General features: G+C 64.0%; 17 protein-coding genes and 6 pseudogenes. 14 read left to right on the top strand and 9 right to left on the bottom strand.

Going from position 1 to position 26,072, the window contains the following annotated elements; translation table 11 throughout:
• The first annotated feature begins 2 nt into the window (after positions 1 to 2).
• The 4 genes and pseudogenes from CKW46_RS24550 to CKW46_RS24535 form a co-directional block, all read left to right on the top strand.
• Positions 3 to 968, top strand: coding sequence for a GNAT family N-acetyltransferase (locus CKW46_RS24550; protein ID WP_499018427.1), 966 nt, complete (start codon positions 3 to 5; stop codon positions 966 to 968).
• 33 nt (positions 969 to 1,001) lie between these two features.
• Positions 1,002 to 2,372 carry a cytochrome P450 gene (locus CKW46_RS24545; protein WP_117438082.1) on the top strand — a complete coding sequence of 457 codons (1,371 nt, stop codon included), beginning with the start codon at positions 1,002 to 1,004 and terminating at the stop codon, positions 2,370 to 2,372.
• A gap of 23 nt (positions 2,373 to 2,395) precedes the next feature.
• Positions 2,396 to 2,632 carry a hypothetical protein gene (locus CKW46_RS24540; protein ID WP_482052517.1) on the top strand — a complete coding sequence of 79 codons (237 nt, stop codon included), beginning with the start codon at positions 2,396 to 2,398 and terminating at the stop codon, positions 2,630 to 2,632.
• 26 nt (positions 2,633 to 2,658) lie between these two features.
• Positions 2,659 to 2,865: pseudogene (locus CKW46_RS24535) on the top strand (hypothetical protein); the annotation flags it as partial.
• On the opposite strand, the pseudogene CKW46_RS24530 reads toward CKW46_RS24535, so the two are convergent.
• Positions 2,831 to 4,034, bottom strand: a pseudogene (locus CKW46_RS24530) (ISAs1-like element IS2404/ISMul1 family transposase). The pseudogenes CKW46_RS24535 and CKW46_RS24530 overlap by 35 nt on opposite strands.
• Positions 4,035 to 4,305: 271 nt before the next feature.
• Between CKW46_RS24530 and CKW46_RS24525 the strand changes: the two are divergent.
• Both CKW46_RS24525 and CKW46_RS24520 read left to right on the top strand, forming a co-directional pair.
• Positions 4,306 to 7,123: pseudogene (locus CKW46_RS24525) on the top strand (MMPL/RND family transporter).
• Between the two features lie 413 nt (positions 7,124 to 7,536).
• Positions 7,537 to 8,415 (top strand): alpha/beta fold hydrolase, encoded by an 879-nt coding sequence (locus CKW46_RS24520; RefSeq protein ID WP_482052516.1) that lies wholly within the window; start codon positions 7,537 to 7,539, stop codon positions 8,413 to 8,415.
• Between the two features lies 1 nt (position 8,416).
• On the opposite strand, the gene CKW46_RS24515 is transcribed toward CKW46_RS24520, so the two are convergent.
• Complete coding sequence (locus CKW46_RS24515; RefSeq protein ID WP_240274583.1) at positions 8,417 to 9,973, bottom strand: GMC family oxidoreductase; 1,557 nt, start codon at positions 9,971 to 9,973, stop codon at positions 8,417 to 8,419.
• A 337-nt stretch (positions 9,974 to 10,310) separates the two neighbouring features.
• Between CKW46_RS24515 and CKW46_RS24510 the strand changes: the two genes are divergently transcribed.
• Together CKW46_RS24510 and CKW46_RS24505 are read left to right on the top strand one after the other, a co-directional pair.
• Entirely contained in the window at positions 10,311 to 11,318 is a 1,008-nt protein-coding gene (locus CKW46_RS24510) for an AraC-like ligand-binding domain-containing protein (RefSeq protein WP_482052515.1), read from the top strand.
• Positions 11,319 to 11,379: 61 nt separating this feature from the next.
• Positions 11,380 to 12,123 carry a class I SAM-dependent methyltransferase gene (locus CKW46_RS24505; protein ID WP_096369965.1) on the top strand — a complete coding sequence of 248 codons (744 nt, stop codon included), beginning with the start codon at positions 11,380 to 11,382 and terminating at the stop codon, positions 12,121 to 12,123.
• 78 nt (positions 12,124 to 12,201) lie between these two features.
• Here CKW46_RS24505 and CKW46_RS24500 read toward each other — a convergent pair whose 3' ends face one another.
• The 6 genes and pseudogenes from CKW46_RS24500 to CKW46_RS24475 all read right to left on the bottom strand — a co-directional run bounded on the left by CKW46_RS24500 (position 12,202) and on the right by CKW46_RS24475 (position 19,668).
• Entirely contained in the window at positions 12,202 to 12,918 is a 717-nt protein-coding gene (locus CKW46_RS24500) for a C39 family peptidase (protein WP_117436732.1), read from the bottom strand.
• Positions 12,919 to 13,083: 165 nt separating this feature from the next.
• Positions 13,084 to 13,914: an IclR family transcriptional regulator gene (locus tag CKW46_RS24495; RefSeq protein ID WP_482052514.1), complete on the bottom strand. Its 831-nt coding sequence runs from the start codon at positions 13,912 to 13,914 to the stop codon at positions 13,084 to 13,086.
• A gap of 11 nt (positions 13,915 to 13,925) precedes the next feature.
• A pseudogene (locus tag CKW46_RS24490) lies at positions 13,926 to 15,074 on the bottom strand (aromatic ring-hydroxylating oxygenase subunit alpha).
• A complete protein-coding gene (gene solA / locus CKW46_RS24485; protein WP_482052513.1) occupies positions 15,071 to 16,213 on the bottom strand; it encodes an N-methyl-L-tryptophan oxidase in 1,143 nt (380 codons plus the stop codon). The pseudogene CKW46_RS24490 and the gene solA overlap by 4 nt, the downstream one beginning before the upstream one ends.
• Before the next feature lie 6 nt (positions 16,214 to 16,219).
• Positions 16,220 to 18,664 (bottom strand): GcvT family protein, encoded by a 2,445-nt coding sequence (locus CKW46_RS24480; protein ID WP_482052512.1) that lies wholly within the window; start codon positions 18,662 to 18,664, stop codon positions 16,220 to 16,222.
• 236 nt (positions 18,665 to 18,900) lie between these two features.
• The gene (locus CKW46_RS24475) at positions 18,901 to 19,668 is read right to left on the bottom strand and encodes a Coq4 family protein (protein ID WP_499018423.1); all 768 of its coding nucleotides are present in this window, start codon (positions 19,666 to 19,668) and stop codon (positions 18,901 to 18,903) included.
• Positions 19,669 to 19,732: 64 nt separating this feature from the next.
• Between CKW46_RS24475 and CKW46_RS24470 the strand changes: the two genes are divergently transcribed.
• The 4 genes and pseudogenes from CKW46_RS24470 (at position 19,733) to CKW46_RS24455 (ending at position 22,918) form a co-directional block, all read left to right on the top strand.
• Entirely contained in the window at positions 19,733 to 20,389 is a 657-nt protein-coding gene (locus CKW46_RS24470) for a TetR/AcrR family transcriptional regulator (RefSeq protein ID WP_231395651.1), read from the top strand.
• A 77-nt stretch (positions 20,390 to 20,466) separates the two neighbouring features.
• Positions 20,467 to 21,249, top strand: a pseudogene (locus CKW46_RS24465) (hypothetical protein).
• Positions 21,250 to 21,293: 44 nt separating this feature from the next.
• Positions 21,294 to 21,539, top strand: a pseudogene (locus CKW46_RS24460) (esterase-like activity of phytase family protein); the annotation flags it as partial.
• A 476-nt stretch (positions 21,540 to 22,015) separates the two neighbouring features.
• Positions 22,016 to 22,918, top strand: a complete 903-nt coding sequence (locus CKW46_RS24455; protein WP_499018420.1) for an esterase-like activity of phytase family protein — start codon at positions 22,016 to 22,018, stop codon at positions 22,916 to 22,918.
• 19 nt (positions 22,919 to 22,937) lie between these two features.
• Here CKW46_RS24455 and CKW46_RS24450 read toward each other — a convergent pair whose 3' ends face one another.
• A complete protein-coding gene (locus tag CKW46_RS24450) occupies positions 22,938 to 23,450 on the bottom strand; it encodes a nitroreductase family deazaflavin-dependent oxidoreductase (RefSeq protein ID WP_238559429.1) in 513 nt (170 codons plus the stop codon).
• Between the two features lie 153 nt (positions 23,451 to 23,603).
• Between CKW46_RS24450 and CKW46_RS24445 the strand changes: the two genes are divergently transcribed.
• Positions 23,604 to 24,377, top strand: coding sequence for a DUF427 domain-containing protein (locus CKW46_RS24445; RefSeq protein WP_180338802.1), 774 nt, complete (start codon positions 23,604 to 23,606; stop codon positions 24,375 to 24,377).
• Positions 24,378 to 24,771: 394 nt separating this feature from the next.
• On the top strand, positions 24,772 to 25,971 hold the full coding sequence (locus CKW46_RS24440; RefSeq protein WP_240274585.1) for a YncE family protein: 1,200 nt from the start codon (positions 24,772 to 24,774) through the stop codon (positions 25,969 to 25,971).
• The last annotated feature ends 101 nt before the right edge of the window (positions 25,972 to 26,072 follow it).

Raw genomic sequence — 26,072 nt, 5'->3', positions numbered from 1 at the left:
GAGTGACAACCGTCCACATGCTTCAGGGCCCGCCGCCTTCCGGCCTGGCGCGAGCCTTGGAGACTTTCGAGCAGCAGTTCACCTACCCGCTGGGGCCCGGCCGTAGCTTCCGCATCTCCCATGGCGCCGACTACACGCGGTTCTACCGGGCGATGGGCGAGGTGGCCAGGGTGTTCGTGGCCGAGCGAGACGGCCAGGTGATGGGCACAGTGGCGGCTGCAGTGCGACCACTGCGGACCCCCGAGGGGCGCGAGCAGCACAGCGCCTACATCGGGGACTTGAAGATCCTGCCGGCCGAGCAGGGCGGACGGACCATTTTGAGGCTTGGCATCGCCTTTCTGAAAGAAGCAAGAAAGCATAGCCACGCCGAGAGCAGAGGGTTCGGCGTGGTGATGGATGGCACCGCCAAAACGCCGTCGGAGTATTCCGGGAGGCTGGGATTTCCCAACGGTACCGAGGTCGGCCACATCAGCGTGCTGCGCATCCCCACCTGCCAAGGCTCCGATGCCACCGCGGCACACACCGCCTACCTGGTGCCCCCGGCAGCGGCCGCGCAGGCCTACCGGCGCTGGACGCAGGGCCACTACGCGGTGCCCGCGGGCGACGCGACGTTACGCTCCGAGCTAACCCCAACCACATTCCTGCTGCCCGACGACTCGGCGTGCGGGCTGCTGGAAGACACCCGCCAGGCCAAACGCTTGCTCACTGAGGACGGTGAGCTGCGCAGCGCGCATCTGTCCGACTTCGCCTACCGCAACCCGGCGTGTGGAGCCGCACTGCTGCAGTCCGCGCTGCCGTTGGCCGCTAAGCATGGCAACCCGGCGCTGTTTGTCGCCGTCCCGGCTTCGGATACCGACGCGTTCCTGGCGCATCTGGACATCCCGCAAACGGTGGTGGCCCCGGCGACGATCTACGGCACGAGGCTGGCCGCCGCGCCGCGATGGACCGTCAACACCGCAGAGATCTGACATCTCTATCACCTGTCAAGAGAGGACATTGCAATGGCGGAAGCCACAACTGGCCCGATTCGGCTGCCGCCGGGGCCGAATGCGTCGAAGCTGACTCAGACATTGGTATACGTTTTCGCCAAGGCGCGCGCCCGGACGCGGTTGACCAACCGGTATGGCTCTGGGTACTCCCTCAATCTACCAAAATACGGCCCCACGCTAGTCATCAGCGATCCGGCGATGTTGAAGGAACTTTTCACTTCCGGCAACGATTTAGTCACTCGGCCAACGACTCTCGGCAAGCTGCTGGGGCCGGGCTCGATACTCAGCATGATCGGCGTCGAGCATCGTCAGCGTCGCAAGCTAATGGTGCCACCATTTAACGGCAGGCGCATCGACGCGTACGTCAAGATCGTCGAAGAGGAGTTCCTGCGTGAGGCTCAAACCTGGCCTGAGGAAGCAGAATTCGAATCCCTGCAAGCGTTGGTGAATATTACCGGCAGCATAGTCTTGCGCACGATCCTGGGTGCGCACGGGGCGATCTTCGAAGAGCTCCAGTACTTGGGGCCACGGACAATTGTGCTCGCCGCTAGCATGATTGCCTTACCAGAGTGGTTGCGGCGTGATCTTGGCCCCTGGAGTCCATGGGGCAAGATTCAAGCGGCTCGAAGCCGATTTGACGAACTGGTCGCCCAGCTGAACGCTGAAGCACGGGCAGATCCGAACTTTGAGACACGGACCGACATGCTGGCGATGATGCTGCAGGCGCGCTATGACGACGGCTCACCCATCACCGACGCTCACATCAGCGATGAAATGCTGACGATGATCGTGGCCGGACACGAAACGACGGCCACCACGTTGGCATGGGCCATCGAGCGTTTACGTCGCAGCCCCAGTTTCGTGGCGCAACTCGTCGATGAGATCGACAGCGGCGGAACCGCGCTGATGCAGGCTACGGTCTGGGAGGTGCAACGTACCCGGCCGGTATTGGATTTCATCGCTCGGCGAGTCGAAACGCAGCTACGACTGGGCCCATGGGTGCTTCCGAAGGGTCATATGATCGTTGGCGATGTTTGGGCTGATCAACACGCGTCGAGCAGTTTCAAGGACCCAGAACGGTTTGACCCGACCCGTTTCGCCGATGGACCACCAGAGAGCTATGCGTGGATACCTTTCGGCGGCGGCATACATTGGTGTATCGGCGCCGCCTTTGCGAACATGGAGATGACAACCGTCCTGCGAACCCTCCTGCGCAAGTTCGAACTTGTTCCGACCGATGCTCCCGCCGAGCCGATCCGTTCTCGCGGTATCACCAACGCGCCGGGCCATGGCGGGCGCATCGTGGTACGCAGCCGTCCGGCTGGTGCCCGCGCCGCATATGCGTCTGAGGATGGGCATTCTGCTGTAGCACAATCAGTTTGAAATCCGACCGGGAATTTTCACGCATGACCGACAACTCGATCGCCTGGGTGGAGGGGGCGTTGGTAGCGGGTGACCAGCGTGCGCAGCCGCACGAGCCGCGCCAACTGCGGATTGCGACGGCCGACGAACTCATCGCGGCGATCGCGACTTCGCTTATCAGGGGGGCGCCCGCGATTGGCGTCACGGCGGCTTTTGGAGTGGCGTTGGCCGCGTCGTTGGCTGCCTCAGGTGACAACACCGACGAGCAGATCCGACGTTAGGCCGCGCGCATCGCGTCGGCGCGGCCAACCTGCGCCCGTATATCCGCAAAGAACGGGGCGTGGACGCGAAGTAAACGTCGTCGATCCCTTGGTACTGGCGGAGCGCACACACCGACAACACGTTCCGGCGGTGGAAGAAGGACCTCGCCACTGAGGAGGCGGGCTCAGATCGATGCCTCAGGGCTCCGGCGTTGTTGATTAGCAGGCTTGTGAGCTGGGGAATTGTGGATTGAGGAGGTCTAGGCGGCGGTTGGCGGTCAAAGCGGTGATCCGGCAGGCTTCGGCGATGTTGTCGGCGCCGTTGAGGCGGTGCAGATTGATCGCGGTGTTGCGTAGCGTTGCTAGGACCTGTGCGCCGTTTCCGGTATGTGCCCTTTGACGGTCTTCGTCGAAGGTGACGTCGCGTATCCAGTGCAGGCTGTTCTCGATTCCCCAGTGTTGACGCATCCAGGTCATGATCGCGGTAGGGCGGGCGTGCTCGAACGGCAGGCTGCAGATGGCATAGACCACCTCCACGCTGCGCTGGTCGGTGGCGGTGATCAAGCGTTCACGAGTGATCCGGATGATTTGTTTTGCGTAGGGGAAGCCGATTCCTCGTGCAGCGGTGATGATTTGCAGGGTGCGGGTCTCGACACGGCCGTGGCCGCGGGAGTCGTCGGTAGCGGCTGCGGGCACCTCGGCCCAGGGCAGCGCGGTGATACGCGCAAGTATTTTGGCTTGGTTGGACTTGACGATCATCAGGTAGTGCGACTTCAAGGTGGCGCAGATCAACTTCGCGGTGACGACCTGGGTATGCATCGCATCCACGGTGACCAGCCACCGCAAGCTACCCGGCAGCAGCGTGAGCAGGGCACGTACGCAGGGAATTTCATTGCTTTTCTCGGCGACAGCGAGTTGACCGAGCACCAATCGGGCACGGTGGGCGAACACCGACACGAGATGCGTGGCTGTCGCTTTGGCGCGTAAAGGCACCACGCAGCATCTTGCCGTCCAACGCGATCGGCACCAATCCACTGGGGTCGCTGCTGGCCACGTGTGCAGTGAAGTAACTGCCCATCCTGGCGTTGAGGTCGGCGGGGTCTAGCCGAGACAAAACAGCGCGGAAGGTCTTCTCACTGGGCCGCCGGAACCGGACCCCTAATTAGGCCAACACATCATCGGGAGCGGTGGCCGCCCATGTGGCAAAACCAGCATAGCCGCGCATCCCCGCGGCAGTGGCCAGAACCGCGATCGCCAACAAAGCCATCAGCGAATACCTCCGACCGCGTGGGTCCCTCGGGTCTGGCACCGAGGCCAACACATCGAGAAACTCCGATCCGATGAGCTCGCTGCGCTCACCAGGACTCCAGCGGTCGAACACCTCTGGAACCGACGACACAGGCAATACTGAAACGGTAGGCACGGGCAACTCCAGGCCAACGACGAACAGTAACCAACTCGATCGTTCTCCAGATAGCCCGTGCCTACACTCCGGCCCCAATAGCGCGGCACCAAAGATCATCAACCCAGCTCACAAGCCTGCTAATCAACAACGCCGGAGCCCTGATCGATGCCTCTGTGAGTGGCAGTAAACGCGCGGTCCGTCGTTGTATTTCGCTGTCGAAGCAACAATGGTCGACTGCACCGCAATCACGTTCTAATAGCGCCTACAAGTACTACCGGGTGAAATTCGCATGACTGTCAATTACGCGAACGACTCCGACACCGAAAGGCCGCTGATCGTGAGGAAGATTCATGCGTTCGCGGTGCCAATCATCTTGGGCTGGCTGGCTATTTGCGTCGCACTCACCGTGTTCGTGCCATCGCTGGAAAAGGTCGAACAACAGCGTGCAGTTTCACTGAGTCCTCAGGATGCGCCGTCCTTCCAAGCGGTCAAGCGCATCGGCCAGGTGTTCGACGAAGGAAATTCCGACAGTTCAGCGATGATCGTGTTGGAGGGCGATCAACCGCTCGACGACGCGGTCCATAAGTATTACGCCGCTTTGTTGCGCAAGTTGAATGCCGATTAAAAGCACGTAGAGCACGTGCAAGCCTTCTGGGGCGATCCTCTCACGGCGGCGGGCGCGCAAAGCGACGACGGCAAAGCCGTGACTGTCCAATTGAGTTTGGGGGGGCAATCGAGGTGAGTCGCTGGCCAATGAATCCGTCGAAGCCGTCCGCAAGATCGTTGCGGAGACGCCCGCTCCGCCCGAGATAAAAACGTACGTCACGGGACCATCGGCGCTCATGGTGGATATGCAGCGCAGCGGTGACAAGTCCATGCTGAAAATCACGCTGACGACTGTCACAGTCATTTTTTTCATGTTGCTACTCGTCTATCGTTCGGTCAGCACCGTTATTGCCTTGCTGTCCATGGTCGGCGTTGCATTGACAGCGTCGCGGGGAATTGTCGCCCTCGTCGGGCACAGCGGGGGTATCGGACTCACCACGTTTGCGGTCACGTTGCTCACGTCGTTAACAATCGCGGCCGGCACGGACTACGGCATTTTCGTCTTTGGCCGGTACCACGAAGCGCGCCTGATCGGCGAAGACGAAGAGACCGCCTTTTACACCATGTACCGCGGCACTACCCACGTCATTTTGGGCACTGGCTTGACTATCGCCGCCGCGACCCTCTGCCTCCTGTTCGCCCGGCTGCCTTCCTTCCAGACTCTGGCCATCCCCTGCGCGGTGGGGACGCTGGTTACTGTGGCGGTCGCGCTGACGCTGACGCCGGCCGTGCTGGTTGTCGGCAGCCGCTACGGTCTGTTCAACCCCAAACGGCGGCTCGACGTCCGGAGCTGGAGACGAGTCGGCACGGTGGTAGTGCGATGGCCTGTGCCCGTCCTCACCGCAACACTGGCTATTGCCCTCGTCGGACTGCTGGCTCTGCCCGGACTTCGAATCAACTACAACGACCGGATCTATCTACCCGCCGGCATCCCTGCGAACCAGGGGTACGCGGCGGCAGATCGCCATTTCGCCCCGGCCCGGATGAAGCCCGAGATCTTGATGATCGAGGCGGATCACGACATGCGAAACCCGACCGACTTCTTGATTTTGGACAAACTGGCCAAGGGAATCTTCCGCGTTCCCGGAATCTCGCGGGTCCAGGCGATAACCAGGCCCGACGGAACTACACTGGCGCACACGACGATACCGTATTTGATCAGCATGCAGAACGCCATTCAAGTGCCGACACCCAAATTTCAGCGTGACCCGATGAAGGACATGCTCGCGCAAGCCGAGGAAATGGGCCAAATGGCCGTTGCGATGCGTCGCATGTACGACGCCATGGCGAAACTTTCCGACAATACCCACCGAATGGCTAATGACTTCGTCGAGATGGAGCAAATCACCAGTGAGGTGCGCGACCACATCGCCGACTTCGATGACTTCTGGCGGCCAATCCGCAGCTATTTCTACTGGGAAAAGCACTGCTACGACATTCCGATCTGCTGGTCGTTCCGATCGGTATTCGACGCGCTGGATGGTGTGGACGAGATAGACGAGAAAATCGGCGCGCTCGTGAGTGACGTCCAGACCCTGGACGCGCTGCTACCCCAGATGCTCGCGATGTTCCCGCCGATGATCGAGACCATCGAAAGCACGCGCACCATGATGCTGACCATGCACAGCACCATGGTGGGCATTTTCGACCAGATGGATGAGATGAGCGAAAATGCGAACGCCATGGGCAAGGCGTTCGACACCGCCAAGAACGATGACTCTTTCTATTTGCCGCCGGAGATTTTCCAAAACAAGCGTTTTCAGCGCGCAATGGACTCGTTTCTGTCGGCGGACGGACACGCGGCCCGCTTCATCATTTTGCACCGAGGCGACCCCCAGACGCCCGACGGCATGGCAAGCGTTAATGCGGTCCGGACGGCGGCGGAAGAGTCGCTCAAGGGGACCCCATTGGAGGACGCCAAGATATATCTGACTGGCGCGGCAGCTGTGGTCAAAGATATCGACGAGGGCGCCGGCTGGGACCTTCTGATTGTGGGAATTTCGGCCATGTGCCTGATTTTTATCATCGTGCTGATCCTCACCCGCGCCCTTATTGCTGCCGCTGTGATCGTGGGGACGGTAGTGCTGTCGCTGGGCGCTTCCTTTGGGCTATCCGTGCTGCTATCGCAGCATATTCTCGGCGTTCCCTTGCACTACATGGTGCTGACGATGTCTGTTATCGCCCTCTTGGCGGTGGGATCTGACTACAACCTGCTGTTGGTGGCCCGGTTCAAACAGGAATTGGGCGCCGGACTGAATACCGGAATCATCCGCTCGATGGGCGGTACCGGAAAGGTCGTGACGAACGCGGGCCTGGTATTTGCCGTCACCATGGCATCGATGGTCGTCAGCGACTTGCGAGTTATCGGCCAGGTGGGAACTACGATTGCCCTGGGCCTGCTGTTCGATACCTTGATTGTCCGGTCGTTCATGACGCCCGCAGTAGCCGCGCAGTTGGGCCGCTGGTTCTGGTGGCCGATGCGAACAGGCGCCATACGCTAGATGGCTAGATCCGGCGAAGCCGGATTTTTGAGTCAAGTTGTGTGGCGTGGGTCAGGTTCGCTGGTGTTCGATTTGGAGGGTGCGTCATTCCATCTGCGTAGGTCCGGGGTGGTCCATTAGCGGACCGCTGTTGGGGCGGACAGAAGGAGTGTCTTGTGACCAAGACCATGCAGGCGCCAGCCGGGGACAAGACGGCGGTGCGGCGGTTGGCCGAGACGTTCACAGCCGAGACGCTGGACTCGTCGATCAACCTGACGTAGGTCACTTTTCCGGTTCGGGTTTGTCGCGGGGCTTGGACCTGCTGTTTTCCGATCGTTGAGGCTAGAGCAAGCTCAGTGCGGCCGTGTGCAAGCATTCGCCGTCGTTTTCGGCCACCATGGTGTGGTGGAGCTATCGGTACGCGGGGCGGCGCCATGACTCGGGCGCAGGTCGCGCGCCTGCTCGAACAGCACCGGGCATCGGGGCGCCGATTCACCGCGGCCGGCATCGAGTCCTTCGTCTTGGATAGCGGCGCCCGAGACGCACCGCCGGTGATCTGCGTGCACGGCGTGCCAGCGTCGTCATTCCTCTACCGCAAGGTCGTGGCGGTCCTGGCCCAGCGTGGTCTGCGGGGGATTGCGAACGATCTGCCCGGTCTCGGCCTTGCCGAACGCCCCGGCGACGCCGACTACACCTGGAGCGGTCTGGGACGTTGGCTGGGCGCGGCGATCGATGCGCTGGGTATCGGCCGCTTTCACCTGGTCGTCCACGACATCGGTGGACCGATCGGATTCGACGTCGCCAACGCGGCACCCGATCGTGTGCTGTCGATGACGCTGCTCAACACCATCATCGCGGTGGAGCGCTTTCACCGCCCCTGGCCGATGGAGCCGTTCGCTCATCGAGCGGTCGGCGAAATGTGGCTTGCCTTGTTGCGCGTTCCGGGTGCGTTCGAGTCGATAATGCGTCTGGTGGGCGTGAGCAGTCGGGTCCCGAGCGCCGAGATCGCTTGTTGGAAGCCGCTTTTGTTCGGGGATGACGGAGGCCGGGCATTCCTCGAGATCATGCGGGGCTTCGAACTGACACCAGAAAAACAGCACAGCTACATCGCGGCGGTCCAGGACACGCGCTATCCGGTGCAAATCGTATGGGGTGTTCGAGACACGATGCTGAGTTGGCGCCGCTACGGCGCCGAGGCCCGGCAGCTGGCCGGGACGCAGCGGGTGACCACGCTACCGGCCAAGCACTTTCTTCAAGAGGATTTTCCAGAGGAGATCGCGGCCGCGGTTCAGCGGCTCGCCCAGTCGAGCTGAATCACAGGCCATGGTCTGCTTTGACGATCTCCGCGGCACGCTCACCGATCACGACGCAAGGAGCCATGGTGTTGCCGGTGGTGATCCGCGGCATGATCGAACTATCGGCGACCCGAAGATTTTCCATTCCATGGACTTTCAACTTGGCGTCAACCACCGACATGTCGTGTCGCCCCATCTTGGCGGTGCCGGACTGATGCCAATAGGTCGAAGCGCCATCGCGAATGAAACGTTCGAGCTCGGCACCCGCGAAACCGCCCGGCATCACCTCGCGCTTCGCGAAGGGGCGAAGTGGTGCCGTATTTCCGATCTCGCGGCAGAGTTGCAACCCGGCCGCGGCGGCCTTCATATCGTCAGGGTGGGCGAGCATCTCGGCCTCGATCAGCACAGGGTCGCCGGGGTGCGGCCCGCTGAGCCGCACCCGACCGCGACTTTGTGGTCTGACCACGCCGACACACATGGTCCAGCCGTGTGCCGGCAGCCCGTAGCGTGCTGCGTTCTCCGGGCTGGACAACGGAAACTCCGCGACACAGATCTGTAGGTCCGGGGTGGCCAGCGTCGGGTGGCTCTTCCAGAAGACCGTGACCTCCGCCCCGTTGTTGCGCGGTGCCAGCGCCTCATGCGATTCCCATACACAGTCAATCCGAGGGTGATCCTGATAGTTGTGTCCCACTCCGCGAAGATGCGTGATGACCGGAATGCCGAAGCCGCGCAGTTCATTTGCATCCCCGATGCCAGACTGCATGAGCACTTTGGGGGTGTTGATGGCGCCGAGTGAGACGACCACCTCTTGGGTGGCGGAGACGGTGCGGATCGCGTTGGCATGTGAGAACTGCACGCCGGTGACACGACTCCCGCTGAACGTCAGCCGCCGGACCGTCGCACCGGTAAGGACGGTGAGGTTACGTTGTTGCAGGTGGGGGTGCACATAGCTGCGGAACACCGACTCGCGGAGTCCATTTCGCAGTTGCAGGTCCAATAGCGATGCGCCGCCCGGTCCCTCCATCATGATGCCGTTGTTGCTGTCATACACGGGAATCCCGATTGCGCCCGCACCATCGACGACGGCCGTGGCAATCGGATTGGGGTCGGGCGCGGTTTGGACGAACACCGGGCCTCCGACTCCCCGCCGATCGCCGTCGCAGCGGCCGTGCCAGTCTTCGATGCGGCGGTAAATGTCCAGGACCGATTCATAGCCCCAGCTCGGGTCGCCGGCCGCCGCGGCGAAATGGGCCCAGTCGTTGCGGTGACCGCGCGCCCAAGCCATCACGTTGATGCTCGATCCTCCGCCGAGCACCTTGCCCATGGAGAGCGGGATGGATCGTCCGTTCAGGTGGGCGCTCGGAGCCGACGCAAAGCCCCAATCGCGTGCGCTGCCCAGGTTGAGTGGCCATTGGGCGGGATCCATCACCTCCGCAACGTCGTCGGTGCCGCCGGCCTCCAGCAACAGCACGGCGACGTTGCTGTTCTCGGATAGTCGCCGCGCCAGCACCGACCCTGCCGAACCGGATCCGCAGACCACGAAGTCATACCGCGCCGCGATGGGGTCGGAGCACATGTGATTTCTCGATTCTGCATCGGGGCGGTTCGGTATCCGGTGGTCTTTTGGTTTGCGGTCGCGGGGATCAGTGGCGGCGCCGATCACGATGACGCGATGTCTCACCCAGTGTTGGTCGCGCGGGACGGGGCGCGCTTGCACGCCGGCGCACGGATCTTGAGCTTGCGCGAATGCTTCGGGTGAACTCGCGGCGCAGCGCCGCTTCGGGCGCCGCGCAGGTACCGTCGAATGAGGTGCTCAGCATCCGTCACGGGGGTGGGCGCCGTACCGCGCGATGACGTCGGCTGAGCAGGTTGCGGCCAAACCCGGGATGGCTCGCCGACGAGTTGGAGGCACCATGGTGAATCCCAGCCGACCCGGCCAGCGCTGTGCCGCCACGTCCGCACGGCGAAACGAACGTTTTGAAGCCTTCCAGCACGCCATCTCCCAGACATTCGTGCCGCTTGCGTTATGCGTCGATGACGTCGGAACTTTTCGTGGCCAGGTGCGCTCGGCGAGTCTGGGCACGGTCCGAGTGTCCGATGTCCGGGTCGGAAGTGACGTGCTGGTGCGCCGCACGGCCAAGCTGATAAACCACAGCGCCCCGGACTACCTCAAGGTCGCGATACCGCTGAACGGTAAGTGCGTTGTGACCCAGGACGGCCACGAAGAGACGTTGGCTCCGCGAGATTTCGCGGTGTACGACACGACCCGGCCCTACAGCCTGGCTTTCAGCGGTGTCTACCGGGCGCTGGTCGTCATGTTTCCGCGCGACCAGATGCGGCTGTCCTCGGCCGAATTGACGCGATTAACGGCTCGGCGGCTGAACGGGCGCGATGGCTTGGGAGCGTCGGTGTCGGCCTTCCTGACCGAGATGGGCAACCGGCTCGACGATGCGAACACCGCCGGCACCCTCTATCTAGCCGACGCGGTGCTGGACATGCTGGCGGCATCGTTCGCCGCGCAACTCTCCGACGAGACCGGCGGCAATGTGGCTCGAGGTACGCGAGGCCTGGCGCTGCGGATTCGCGCCTTCATCGAAAGTCGGCTCGGTGACCCGGGTCTGGATGTTTCAACGATCGCTGCCGCGCATCATGTTTCGGTGCGGTACCTGCAGAAGCTGTTCGAGTCGCAGGGTCAGACAGTCACCGGCTGGATCCGAGACCGCCGCATCGAACATTGCCGTCGCGACCTGGAAGATCACCGCCTTGGGGAGGTGCCGGTGAGCTCTATCGCCGCGCGTTGGGGGCTGGTCAACGCATCGCATTTCTCCCGCCTCTTCAAGGCCATTCATGGGTCCTCACCCGCCGAATACCGCGCCGAGGTTTCGCTACGCTCGCCTTCCGCATCCACCGATCGGGGCTAGGTTGGGAGGTAGAGCTGCGCGATAGCGGGATCGGGTTGCTGCTTGGGGAAAGGCGGCCGGTGTGGCAATCGACTACAACCAGGGGCACATCGCCGAGCAGTATCAACAGGCGAAGACGCAGCCTTGGCGAGAACGCATCGAGACCTACTCCTTTCTCAAGCACATCGGTGACGTCAGCGGCAAGAAGGTGCTGGACGTCGCGTGCGGCGAAGGGCATTTCACCCGCTTGTTGCGCCGCGCCGGCGCCGGGCAGGTGGTCGGACTCGACATCTCCGAACGGATGATCGCCCTGGCCCGCGCGCAGGAAAAGCAGCAGCCGTTGGGCATCGACTACGTCGTGGCGGACGCCCGTTCGACCGTTGCGCAACAGGATTACGACGTGGTTGTGAGTGCGTGGCTGCTGGTGTACGCGCAAAACCGGGCGGAGCTCGCGCAGATGTGTCGCGGCCTGGCGTGCCGGGTCAAGCCGGGCGGCCGGTTCGTCACCGTGAACACCAATCCGGGGGTGTATTCGTTTCGGCCCGACTACCGTAAGTATGGATTCGAGCTGCAACTGGCCGATCACGTCTGCGACGGCGCGCCGATCGACATCACGGTCAATCTCGCCGATTCCAGACTGCGAGTCCGGAACTACTACCTGCCGATCGAGGCCTATGCCCGCGCGTTCCGGCACGCCGGTTTCCACGACTTCGCCGTCCACATTCCCGATCTGGAGCCTGCGCCCGAAGCGGGTGAGGAGGGCGACTACTGGGACTACCTACTCGACAATCCTTTCCTGGTCATCATGGACTGCGTCAAAGACTGACGTGCGCCGCGACGGTGCCGTCAGAGCTGCTGGAGCTAAATCGATTTCGGTTTGGCGAGATCCTGTCACGACCACGTTCTAGTTGTCGTTGACCGTTACCACCATCTGGTAGTCGCTGGCCTGCCAGGCCTGCATGAAGGTGTCGATCGGCACCTGCTTGTCGGCGCCCGACGGATAGGCGGGGTCGTTGAGGTGCACGACGCCGGTGCGGGTGTCCACGCCGGTGATGACCAGGGAGTGGTCCGGGGCGCTGTGGTCGCCGTCCGGGTTGTCCCAGATGGTTTCGACGTTGACGGTGGCGATCACCTTGTGGCCATCGCCGAGGTAGCGCTCGATCGCCGAAAGTCCGGTGGGAACACCGGTTTGCTCTTCGGTGGAGGCATTGGTGATGGCACCCTTGATGCCGAACTGGGCCAGCAGGACCACCACATCGCTGGGGTCGGTGCCCCAGGTTTGGGTGGGGGTGGGGCGGATGCAGATCGACCCGGGATGCATCGAACTCGGCGTGCTTTCGGCCAGGCGAACGATCTGCTCCTCGGGCGGCAGCTTTCCAGTTACTTCGCCGACCACGTCGGCGACCGACATCAGCACGCAGTTGTCGGGCAGGTGCTGCATCTGCCAGTACTGAGCGGCCGTGTCTGGGTGGCCGTACAGCGCGCCGGTGGATTCGGTCTGGGGAGCGGGGCTGGCCAGCGCGGGGGCGGCGAACGCCCCGGCCGCGGCGGCGCCGATGAAGGCCGCCGCGGTGGCGGTACGCGCTGCGGTGGCGACTCGGTTCATGAAGGTCTTCGACACGATGAGCTCCTTTCCTCGTGGGCTTCTCGTCGGCCGCCTCGGCGGCGCGGTGGGTTCCGTGAGAAAAAGATCCACCCGGGGCCTTCCGGGATTCATGAAGAAACCTTGGAAGCCGCGAAAGCCCTGGAAGCTACCTGTCACCGCCCGTGAGCGGCGGCCTCGGTGTCAGGAGATGCGGTCCGTCCAGCCCAGCCCTCGACTCACCACGTCAGCCGCGGCGATGGTCTGTTGGGCGACCTCTTCGAAGTCGGCGGCCGGTAGCCGGTAGGCCGGTCCGGAGACGCTCAGCGCCGCGGCAACCCGTCCGGTGCTGTCGTAGATCGGCGCGGCGACCGCATTGAGGCCGATTTCGAGCTCCTCACGTGCGCTGGCCCAGCCGGCCGCGCGGGTGGCCGCGAGTTGGGCCTCCAACGCATCGATGGTGACGATGGTGTTCTCGGTGAAGCTGTCCAATGTCGCGCCGACCCGGTGGCGTACCTCATCTGCCTCCAGACCGGCCAGCAACACCTTGCCGGACGAGGTGGCGTGCACTGGGCAGCTCTGGCCCACCCAGGTTTGCAGTGCGATTTCGGCGCTGCTTACCGCCTCGACGATGTTGACGGCGCGGTTTTCGTCGAGGATTGCCAGGTTGGCCGTTTCACCCAAGTCCGCCGCCAGCTTGTCGCACGCGTCCTGGCTCAGCTTCACCAGGTCCGAGTGACCGCTGCGGGCGCGGGCCAGTCGCGACACCCCGATTCCGAGCTGGTACTTGCCGCGATCGGAGAGCTGTTCGACGTAGCCGCGTGCTTCCAGCGCGGTGATCAGCCGCGACGCGGTTGATTTGTGTACCCCGAGCTCATCGGCGACCTCGGTCACCCCCGCTTTGCCCATGTCCGCCAACAGTTCGAGCACCAGCAGGGCACGGTCGACCGATTGAACGGCGGGGGCAGGGTCTGACTCGGAGGCACCGCCGTCGTTGCCTGTCCCCATGATCATCGACGATATACCGCTGCTCACGGGCACCTCGGTTACCCCGACACCGCGGGGATGCCGATGCGTGCGACCACCCACTGATGGAATTCGGCGATGTGGTGCTCGGCGGGAACCAGCACACCGCCGGTGCGGTAGGCGCGTGACGACATCGCGGGCTGGGTCCGCTGGCAGGCGTCGAAGTCCTGCTCGTTGACGCGATGGAACAGTTCAACCGAGTGCGCAATGTCGCCGCCCGCGGCCACCTCGGGGGCTTAGAGCCAGTCACATTCGACGATGGTTCGGTCGGCGGCGATCGGGAACATCCGGTGGATGATCGCGTGATCGGGGACCAGGTTGATGAACACCGTCGGTTTGACGGTGATGGCGAAGTAGCGTCGGTCCTGCTCCGGCCTGATTCCGGGTAGGGCGGTGAAGCCTGCCCGGCCGTCCACGGTGAAACCTGCTACCGCCGAGCCGAATTCGGCGCCGCGTCCCACCGATCGCTGAGCCGCCTGGCCGCGTGCGAATTCCGGTATCACTCTGGTCAGCTCGGGGTGGATGGTGGCGCAGTGGTAGCACTCCATGAAGTTCTCGACGATCAACTTCCAGTTCGCCGCGACGTCGTAGCTGACACGCCGCCCGACCTGCAACGCCTCGATCCGGTAGGTGTCTATGGCGCTCACGTCGCCGAGTCGCGCCGTGACCGACCCGACGACGTCGTCTTCGAACGACGGCGGATCCTCGGCCAGGCAGACCCACGCATAGCCCAGCCACTCCCGCAATGCCACCGCGACCAGGCCATAGCGGTGCCGGTCGATGCTCGCTCCGTCGGTGTCGGTCAGTTCCGCGATATTCGGGGCGGCGATCAGGGTGCCGTCCAATCCGTAGGTCCAGGAGTGATAGGGGCAGCGCAGATTCCGGCGCACCTGTCCCTCGGGCTCGGTGCACAGCAGCGCACCTCGATGCCGGCAGATGTTGAGAAAGGCGCGCAGCCGTCGATCCCGCCCCCGCACCAGCAGCACGCTTTCGCGTCCCACCTGTACGGCCTTGAATTGCCCTGGCTCGTTCAGGTCGGCCGCGCGCACGACGCAAAACCACATGCTTTCGAACACGTGCTGTTGCTCGGCGGCAAACACGGCGGCACTGGTGTAGTAGGCCCCGCCCAGGGTGGGCAGCAAGGCCGAGGGTTGCCGGACAGCGGTCATACGGTCACCAGCCTCTGTGGGTCGAACAGCGAAATCGGTTGGCTGGTAGCGCCCTCGGTCACCAGGTCGGCAAGAATCTCGCCGACAACCGGCACGAACTTGATGCCGTGCTCGGAGAATCCACAGGCCACGGTCACCGCAGGACAGTACGGATGTCGTGCGATGACGAAATGCTGATCGGGTGTGTTGGAGTACATGCAGGTCGCCGCTTGCAGGCAGGTGCCGGCGAGCGCCGGCAATAATTCGCCGACCCGGGTGATCATCTCGTGGATATCCTGCGGCCCAACCACCCGGTCGATGGTGTCCGGGGTGCAGGCGATCCCTTTGCGGAAGAACGCGACCTTGACCCCGCCGCGTGGTCCGTCGATGGCGGGGAAGTCGTAAATCTTTGCGCCGGAATCATTCTCGGCGATGAAGATCGGGTGATCCCGGAACCCGGCCGTGCCGCCAACCGGGTCCAGCCAGTACATCACCTGGCGTTGCACCGTGATCGGAATGCCCAATTGGCTCAGCAGCTCCGGTGCCCAGGCGCCGGGGCAGACCACCAGCTGTTCGGCGATGTAGGTGCTGCGGCCGGTGGTGACCCGCACGCCGCTGGTGGTCGTGGTCCAGTTCAGCACCGGCTCCTCGAATTGCAGTGTTGCCCCCGATCGCTTTGCCAGCTCCAGGTGTGCACGCACCGTCAGTTCAGGGCGAGCCAAACCCGCCTTGGCTTCGTAGAGCGCGATGTCTGTGGGCTGCGGGGTGAAATTCGGGAAGCGGGCCGCGATCTGCGGGGCGTCGAGCACCTCGTGCGGCAGATTCCACTCGCGGCTGGCCCGCAGGCTGCCGGCTACGGTCGCGCAGTCCGGCGGTCCGATGAACAGGCCGCCGGTGAGTCGGTAGATGTCGCTCTGGGCATCGATGGCCAGCCTCTCCCACAGCTCATAGGACCGCAGCAGCAGTGGCACGTAACCGGGATCCTCGAAGTAGGACTGGCGGATGATCCGGGAGCCGCCGTGGCTGGATCCCTTGTCGTGGGCCGGTTGATGACGCTCCAGGCCGAGCACTCGGCGGCCCCGGGCGGCCAGATGATAGGCGGCCGCGCTTCCCATGCCGCCCAGTCCGATCACAATCACGTCGTAACCCGTTGTCGCCATGACGAGTTATCTCCGTATCCGGGTGGACTCTGGATCGACCGCCGGTTGCTGGTGGACGCTCGCCGGGTAGCGCCGGCCGCGGTGGTCGACGGTGACGGTGTCACCAATCGACGATTCGGCCGGCAGCCAGGCGTAGGCGATGGTGCGGCCAATCGTGGGCGAATACCCGGCACTGGTCACGAATCCAATGCAGACATCGCCGGCAAACACCGGCTCCTTGCCCAGTGCCGCCGCGGCGGGATCGTCGAAGACAATGCACTGCAGTACCTTTCGCGCAGCGGCGTCCACCAGCGCGGCCTTGCCGATGAAGTCTTTGGACATCCGAACCGCGAAGCCCAGGCCGGCCTCATCCGGGCGGTGCTCGGCGGTCATGTCGGTGCCCCACGCGCGGTAGCCCTTCTCCATGCGCAGGCTGTTGAACGCGATGCGTCCGGCGGCAATGGCCTGGTGGCCGGCGCCAGCCGCCCACAACAGGTCCCACAGGGCGCCGCCGTAGCTGGCTTCGGTATAGATCTCCCAGCCCAGCTCGCCGACATAAGACACCCGCAGCATGGTGACCGGGATGGCCTCCAGATAGGTCTGCAGCAACCGGAAGTACGGGAACGCTTGGTGTGACAGATCGTCTCGGCACAACGGCTGCACGAGGTCCCGCGCGGCCGGCCCCCACACCCCGATGCAGCGGGTGCCTCCGGTGATATCGCGCAGCGTGACGCTGCCGTCTTGGGGCAGATGGCGACTCAGCCAGTCGAAGTCCTGGGGCCCATTGGCGCCGACCTGAAAACGGGCCGTGCCGAGTCGGGCGACGGTGAGATCGCTGCGGACGCCGCCCGTCTCATCGAGCATCAAGGTGTAGGTGACCGATCCGACGCCCTTGTCGATGTCGTTGGTAGTCAGCCGCTGCAGCAGGTCGACCGCACCGGCACCGCTGACTTCGTAGCGGGTCAGCGGTGTCATGTCGTAGAGGGCGACGCGTTCACGCGTCCACTGCGCCTCGGCGATCGCGATGGGCGACCAGTAGCGTGCCGCCCAGTCGTCACGCTCGGGAAACGCCACATTGCGGCCGGCGAGCTCCCGAACCAGCTCGGCATTGGCTTGAAACCATGCGGGTCGCTCCCAGCCACCGCCCTCGTAGAAGTAGGCGCCCAGTTCGCGCTGGCGGTGGAGGAATGGGCTGGTGCGCAGGCCGCGCAGCGCGCTGCGGTACTGGTGGGGATGAACGATGTCGTAGACCTCGACGAAGGCCTGCGCGCAGGTCTCGTCGATGAATCGTGGGCTGCGCGCAAAGTCCTCGAACCGGTACAGGTCGCATTCGTGCACGTCGATCGTCGGGGTGCCGTCGACGATCCACTCCGCGACCGCTTTGGCCACCCCGGCCGAATGGGTCACCCACACCGCCTCGGCAACCCAGAACCCGCCCAACTCCCGGTGCTCGCCGAGCAGCGAATACCCGTCGGGCGTGAACGAGAAGATGCCGTTGAAGCCCTCGTCAACCTTGGTGTCCCCGAGCGCAGGCAGCAGTCGCACGCAGTCACGCCAGGCCGGTTCGAAGTCCTCCTCGGTGAAAGGGAGCATCGAGGGCATCGGTTCACCGGCGGTGTCGGCCAGCAACGTGGACATGTCCACGGGCATCGGCTGGTGCCCGTAGGAGCCGATGCCAAGGCGGTCGACGTGTTCGCGAAAATAAAGGTCGGCGTCTTGGTGGCGCAGGATCGGCAGGCTCGCCGGGGCGTCTTCGGTGTTGCGCCCGACCAGCGGTGCGACCTGGCCGGTCTTGGCGTACTGGTGCGCCAGCGGCACCAGCGGCAGCACCAGGCCCACCTGTTTGGCCAGCTGTGCGCCCCAGAATCCCGCCGCGCAGACCACGATGTCGGCCTCGATGACACCGCGACTCGTGTGGACTCCGGTGACCCGGCCGTTGTGATCGGCCACCTGCTGCACCTCGGTCTCGGCCAGGAAGACCGCGCCCCGCGCGATCGCCCGCCGAGCTTGCGCTTCGACCGCGCGTACCGCCGAGGCCAGGCCGTCGCTCGGGGTGTGAAAGCCGCCCAGGATTCCCGCGCGGTCCAACAGCGGGTGCAGCTCGACGCACTGGTCCGGGCCGACCAGCCGCCCCGGCACTCCCCAGGCCTGCGCCCAACCCGCCTTGCGATGCAGGTCCGCCCAGCGCTCGGCGGTGGTGGCGACCTCGAGCCCGCCCACCCGGTTGAACACCGCCCCATCGCGATGGTGCAGTCCGGAGAATTTGTCCACGGTGTAGCGAGCGAATGCGCTCATGGTTTTCGACGGGTTGGTCGCAAACACCAGGCCGGGGGCATGCGACGTGGATCCGCCGGTGGTGAACAAGGGCCCGCGGTCGACCACCGTGACATCGATGACCCCCCGGGCGGTCAGCTCGTCGGCGAGCGAAGCCCCAACGATGCCGGCACCCACGATGACGATCTTCGGTCCCATAACGCCACCCACTTGCACTGTGTTCTGTAATGCAGAACAAGTTTTGTAATGCGCAACATGGTGAGGTCTGGCGCGGCCGCTGTCAAGCGGACAGGAAGGGACCCGGAAACGGCGCGGGCGGGGCCGCGGCATTGGCTGGCCCCAGCCGTCTCCGGGTTGTCCAAAAAATGCTGGTGAGCAGGGGCTTGCACCCCGGTGCGGCTAGCGGAGGCTTACCGGTTGGGGTTGCGAATCGATCAATGGCGCGCGGCGCCGACCGCCGCGGTCTGATAGTCCCAGGGATCGAAGGGGGCGGAGGCGGTGCCGGTAGGTAGCTGCCATCTGGTGAAGAAGTGGCCGGCCGGATGTGCGCTCTCCGATGCCGCGATGCCCAGCGCCGCGCGGACCTCGGCCAGCGGTCGGTCCAGGAGCTCTTCGTACGGGGCCGCCATCAGGTTCTGCGCGGCCCGCCCGCGTGCTACCGCCTGGCGCCAGAACTCGCGTTTGCGCCGCCATGAGCCGCCGCGTACCGCCGCGCACGCGATGAATCCGAAAATCGCTGTGGTTCGGCACTTTCCAAGCTGGCCGTGATGCAGGCCCAGGTTGCCGATCTCGCCGCCCAGGTCGGGTCCGTAGCCGCCCAGCACGTGGAACATGTCATGCAAGACGGTGCCCCGCTTGATCATGTAGCCGAAGTCGGGGTCCCAGCCATTGCGTTCGATGACCGGCTCGATGACGTCGCGGGCATCGAATACCCCCGCATCGAGGCGGTGTTGACGCAGGAAATCGCGATAGGCGGCGCCGAGTGAGCCCGGCGGCAACGTAGCCAGGTAGTCGTCGTCACCGAGTCGCGCCATCAGGTCGGGCTTTGTCTCGAGCAGCCGGCGTCCCTGCGGGAGTCGGGCGAGTTTGTCGAACTCGCGCTGCAGGGTCGGGTAGCCGAAGGCGATCACGGCTTCGAATACCTGGTCGTGATTGAACCGAAGGCCGAACACGTGGCCCAGTGCGCGAACACCGGTCCGCATCTGCCCGTACCGTGCCGTTGTGGACGGGATAGCCATCTACCAAATAATAGACATACTGTAATCGATGTCAACTAAAATTCCAGCCGGAGAATCCGGCGTGCGGCGACGCGGCCGGCCCGCGGGGGGCGGCAATACCCCGGAGCAGGCGCGTCGTCTGCTGGTGCAAACGGCCGAGCGTTGCTTTGCCGAAAATGGTCTGGATATCACCATGGCGGAGGTTGCCAAGCGGGCGGGCGTCTCACGCGCTGTGCTCTATCGGCATTTCGGTGGGCGTGATGAGTTGGTGGTCGCGGTTGCGGTTCAGGTGATGGATCGCTATGTCGCACGAGTGGTTGATGACCTGATGCCCACGGACGACGTTGCCGCCCTGATCACCGAGTCATTGGTTTTTGTGACCACGGTGGTCAGTCGTGATCCCCTGCTCGAGTTGCTGTCCATGGGAGCCGAGCACGGCGTCGCCAGTTTGCTGGCCAACTCCCCGGTGTTGTGTGGGAAGGTGGCCGGCCTCTACGAGCAGGTGTTCGTCCTATTCCGGGACCGGTTGCGAGTGGGCTTGGAGCCCGGTGATGTCGGGCGATACGTCCTCGGGGTAGCGCTTTCGCTGCTGATGAACGTGATACCGGGGTCGGATGACCCTGCGACGGTCCGTCGCTATGTCCGGACCTTCGTGCTGCCGGCGATTGTCGCGTCCCCGCCCGACGCGGTGTCGGTGTTTGTCTGAGCCGCCGGTAACTTCCCCGTGTCGCGCGCGGCGGCGCACCGCGGTGGTGCGCTCGTGCGGCCATACACTGGGCCATCGTGGGTATGCTCTTCGGGTTTTCGCCGTGGCTGGTCTACTGGGTGTTGGTCGGCAATGTCCCTTTCGAGACGGCGGTCGCGGTCGCACTGTTGATTGCCCTGGCGGTGCTGGCGGTAGGGCGCTCCGCTCAAAGGCCCGGTCGCACCGTCGAAATAGGTTCTGTCGCAACATTTTCGGTGCTGACCGTGCTGACATTCGCACTCAGCGAGGCGTTTCTGGCGCGATGGATCGTGGCGGTGAGTAACTTCGGCATCTTCCTGGTCGCTGTTCTCGGATTGCTGATGGGCAAACCGCTTGTGCGCGAATACGCGGCCGCCGAATTGCCCTCCGACGTGGTCAACACCGAGTTGTTCAAGCGAATGACGATGATCCTGACCTGGATCTGGGTTGCCGCGTTCGCCGGTATGACGCTCTCATCACTGGTTCCGCCGGTCGTGGAAAGTGACGCCACCATCCTTGACACCAAGACCCCGGTGTCGTTCATGTGCTAATGGGTCATTCCGGTGTCGCTGCTGGGTTTGGCGGCGCTGGCTTCTCAGTTGCTGCCCACCCGGATGCTTGCCGGCATCGACGACGTTGTCCGGGAGACCTCGTTCGTCGCTTACGACGAAGCGACCATCGACGAGCTGTACTACCTTGCCCAAGAACACGCCAACCGGGAAGTCGGTCCGGGTAAGGAGGCCTACAACGTGAAGGTCGGCGGGATGGGGACACCCCTGACCGGCGACGAGGCGCGCAAATCCTGGCCCTCAACCTATAAAGTGCGTGACAAGCGGCGCTAGCGCCGGCTTCCGTACACCCGCACTACAACTTTTCCTGCTAAATCATGCGTATGGCATTTATGGCGAGACGATGGGTAGCGACGGTTGGGTTGTCGATTGCGCTGACAGCCTGCTCGTCGAGCACCTCAGATCCCACCGCCGCGTACGCGGGCAACATGGACTTGAGTACCGCAACCGGCACAGCGTTGGCGATCTCACCGGGCCGGATGTTGGCGGCCACCCACGGCGTGACACCGGTGGCGTTCGGCAAACCCGCGCACGGCCGCATCGCCTACGGCGAAAACGGTGCCATGATCTACACCCCCGACCCGGGCTTCACCGGTACCGATGAACTCGCCGTCACGGTCAGCCACGCGGTCAAGCTCTTCGCCGAGGACCAACTGCCGCTGGCCACCGTCGGCGGCGTCGCGATCAAGGCCAGCGCACACGGATCGGGAATCGCCGCGGTGCCGGGCAGTGCTGATGAAATCTATGGCATCACCGACCGCGGTCCCAACGTCGACGGGCGTACCCCGAATGAAAAGGTGCTCCCGGTACCCGAATTCCATCCGCACATCGCCAAGCTCAAACTCGCCGATGGCGTGGCAACGGTGGAGCGAATCATCACGCTGCACGGTCCGGCCGGACGTCCGATGCTCGGACTGGTGTCCCCGCAGGCGAATACCGGGGAGGCCCTGGTAGACCTCAACGCAACGCCGCTGCCGCCTTCCGAGCAACGCCGCTGCCGCCTTCCGATTACGGCGTGGACCCCGAGGGTCTGGTCGCCATGTACGACGGCAGCTTCTGGGTATTCGACGAGTACGGTCCCTACCTCATCCACTTCGACGACAACGGCAAAGAGCTGGAACGCTTTTCACCGTTTGACGGGATGCTGCCCCGGGAGCTGTCACTGCGCAGCCCCAACCGCGGCATCGAGGGTCTAACCATCACCCCGGACGGCTCCACGCTGGTGGGGATCATACAGTCGGCCATCCAGACGCCCGAGCTGGCCGGCCCGGCCAAGTCGGTCCCGATCGTGCGCATCGTGACCGTCAACCTCATTGACCGCAGAAACGTCCACGAATACCTGTATCCGCTGGAAAATCCCCAGCAGACGAAGGTCGCTGTCTCCGATATCACCGCGCTGAGCGCCACCACGTTCCTGGTCGACGAGCGCGACAACGAGCCGGCGCCCAAGGGAAACAAGAAGATCTACCTGGTGGATACCGCCGACGCCACCGACGTCGGACCCCGCTCGACGGTGCCCGGTGCGGTGTATCAGGCGGACGCCGGCGGCTTGCTCATCGACGGTGTTCCGATCGAAACCGCGGTGGGCGTCAGCACCGACGCCGACGCCGTCGCCAAGCTCAAGGCCGCCGGCATCACGGTGGCGTCCAAGACCCTCAAACTCGATCTCGGAGCCCTGGTGCGCACGCTGAGTCCCAACGGTGACTTCTTCGGGCACGACAAGATCGAAGGCCTGATCACCCCGGACGGCGGCAAGACGCTGATCATGGCAAATGACAGCGATTTCGGGCTGGCCGGGTTTGCCTCGGACACGCCGCCCATGCGGCTCGAGCCCAAGATGTTGCCCAACGGCTCCCAAGACAATGGCGAGATTCTCATCGTCGACACGACCCAGCTGCCGGCGAAAACCGAATCGGTGACGGTCTTCATCAGGGTCGGTTGAGCGCGGTGGACCGGAGCGCTCAGCCCGCCACCGGGCGAAGGCGAAAAACCCGGATCTCGCGGGGCGCGCAGCTGCTGCGATAACCCTCGTAGCCGGCGTAGAAGTCCGTGGCGCTGGCCCACGCTGCCGCGCGCGCATCGCCGGTGAGCAGTTCGGCCCGGTACGGCCCGGGCGGCCCTTTGAACTGCACCGTGCACTCGGGGTGTGCCAGCAAGTTGGCACTCCACGCGGGATGGTTGGGACGCCCGTAGTTGGACCCGATGGCCAACAGTCCGTCGGAGTCCTCGATCAACGCCAGGGGATGCACCCGGGGCTGGCCGGACTTGGCGCCCGTCGAGGTGAGCAGGCCTACTTTGTTCAAGCCCCCGAAGCTCAGCCGGCCGCCGGTCCGTGGGATCAGCGCCTTGTCGATGGGTGGGGCAACGCGGAGCATGACGACGTAGCCCACCCGGGTCAGCAGGACGCGATCCAGCAGCGCCTCATCGAGTCGCAACCGTCGCCCGCGCCGCGGGCTGTACCTGCGAAACGCCACGAGTAGCACAGTAATCGATCGGAGCGGAGCCCACATTGGGGTTTGTGGGGGTTCGCGGGGGTTATGGCGTCGTAGGTTGAATGGGTCGGATGCGTCGAGTCCTCCGCAGGCAAGGAGCGTTGCGATGATCAAGGACAACTCATGACAAGCGACATGGGAGACCGCGACTATCCCCAGATGGCGGCCGCCCGCGGACGGATCGAGCCAGCGCCGCGCCGGGTGCGCGGCTATCTGGGGCACGAACTGGTCTTCGACACCACACAGGCTCGCTACGTGTGGGAAGTGCCGTACTACCCCGCGTACTACGTGCCATTGGCCGACGTCCGAGCGGAGTTCCTCAGGGACGAGAACCATGCGCAGCGGGTCCAGTTGGGTGCCTCGCATCTGTACTCCGTCGTCGGCTCCGGGGCGACGCAGACCCATCCGTCGGCCGCGCGGGTGTTCGACGCCGACGGTGCGAGTCCGGTAGCGGGCACCGTGCGGTTCGACTGGGACGTGCTGCGGTGGTTCGAGGAAGACGAACAGATCTATGGCCATCCGCGCAATCCCTACTCGCGCGTCGACGCGCTGCGCTCGCAACGACATGTCCGGGTCGAACTCGACGGTGTCGTGCTTGCCGATACCGGTGCTCCCGTGCTGCTGTTCGAGACCGGACTGCCCACCAGGTACTACATCGATCCAACCGACGTCGCCTTCGAGCATCTGGAACCGAGCGCGACCCAGACGTTGTGCCCCTACAAGGGGACGACCACCGGCTATTGGTCGGTGCGGGTGGGCGACAGCGTGCATCCGGACCTGGCGTGGACCTACCACTACCCGTTGCCCGCCGTCGCCGCAATCGCCGGGTTGGTGGCGTTTTACAACGAAAAACTTGACATTAGCGTCGACGGTGTCAACCTATCCCGGCCCCGTACGCACTTTGGCTAGGTTTGAGCATAAGCACGGTGTGAGATTTGCTTCTCCCGGTGTTGGAATATAAGAGATTCTTATTTGACGTCCGCGACCAGGGCATTTGGACTGTTGGCGACACGTGCCAAAAGGGCAGATCAAGCCATCCTTGGACATTTGCTGCGAATTCCCTGTGGAAATGATTCAGAATTGCATTCTGAGCGCCGGCTGAGGCGGCCGAGTGACATAGGTAACAGCAATAAAATTGAAATCTATTTACCCAGAATTAAGGAGCTAGACTCGGGCGAAAGCAGTCGATCAGCGCCTTTTTGGTGCTGAAATCCGGTTTGGATCGGGCGGCGAGGATCGCACAGGGTTGTCGCGATATGCGGCGCCCGCATGGAGTTTTCAAAACAGCAAAGGCGGTGCCAACGTGAGCGACGTGAACGGCCAGCAGACCGGCTGGAATGATCGCGATGGCGGGGATGTCCAGGTCTTCGAGTTGGGTACCGCACCCGATTTCCCGACCTCCGTCGAGATTGCGGTGGCCAACGGGCCCATCGGTGACATCGGCATCAGTCCCGACGGCAGTCGCCTGATGGTGACCAACTACGGCGACAACAGCGTGTCGGTGATCGACACCGACACCTGCCGGGTGGTGGAGACCATCACCGGCCTCGATGAGGCTTTCGCGGTCACCGCGGGCGGCCCAGCCGCCAACCGCGCCTACGTGAGCACCGTTTCGACGGCGTATGACGCCATTGCCGTCATCGATGTCGCTACCAACGCCGTCGTCTCCACCCACCCGCTGGCGCTCAGCGTCAGTGACCTGGCGGCCAGCTCGGATGGAAAGTACGTCTACGCCAGCCGTAACGGCGCTCGCGGTGCCGACATCGCTGTTCTTGACACCGCAACGGGCCGCGTCGATGTGGTCGACATCGCTCCCAAGCCTGGCCTCACCACCGAATGTGTCCGCGTCAGCGCCGACGGCAACCGCGTTTACGTCGGCGCCAACGGACCGTCCGGCGGTCAGCTCATCGTCGTGGCAACGCATGCGGAGTCCGAACTCAATCCGGTCCGGGGCGGACGCGCACGCTCGCGGGGCAGGAATGGCCAGGGCGTGGCCGGATCTGTCGTGCAGCAGTTCCCGCGCGATCTGCGCATCATCGACACGATTGAGATCGGCTCTTCGGTTCGTGATGTCGCGATCAGCCCCGACGGCACCACCGCCTACGTCGCCAGTTGCGGCGCCGACTTCGGCGCGGTGATCGACGTTGTCGACACCCGCACCCGCAAGATCACCGGCACCCGCAAGATCGAGGAGATCGGCGGTCTGATCACCCGGCTTTCCATCGGCGGCAACGGCGAGCGTGCCTACCTGGTGAGCGAGGACCGTGTCACCGTGCTCAGCGCGCGCTCGCAGGATGTCATCGGCACCGTCCGGGTCAACCAGCCGTCCGCCGCGATCGAAAGCCCGGGCGGCGACCGCCTGTACGTCGCTGACTATTCCGGAACGGTCACCATGACGTTGGTTGATCTGGGCGTGTCAGCCATCGACAACGCCCTGTGCCAGGGTCTGTCGGCCGATTGGGTCATGCCTGAGCTGCTGCAGTTCGAGGCGGCGCTGGCCTAGCGCCCCCTACTGGACGCGGTTCTGCGGGGGAGCCCGTTTCTTATGGTGGTGCTCGGCGATAGCATTCGCCGGAGGCCGACACGAGGCGGTGCTGCGCCGGG

This window comes from Mycobacterium liflandii (assembly GCF_022354805.1).
Taxonomy (GTDB): domain Bacteria; phylum Actinomycetota; class Actinomycetes; order Mycobacteriales; family Mycobacteriaceae; genus Mycobacterium; species Mycobacterium marinum.
This window is presented reverse-complemented; position numbering and strand designations above follow the sequence as displayed.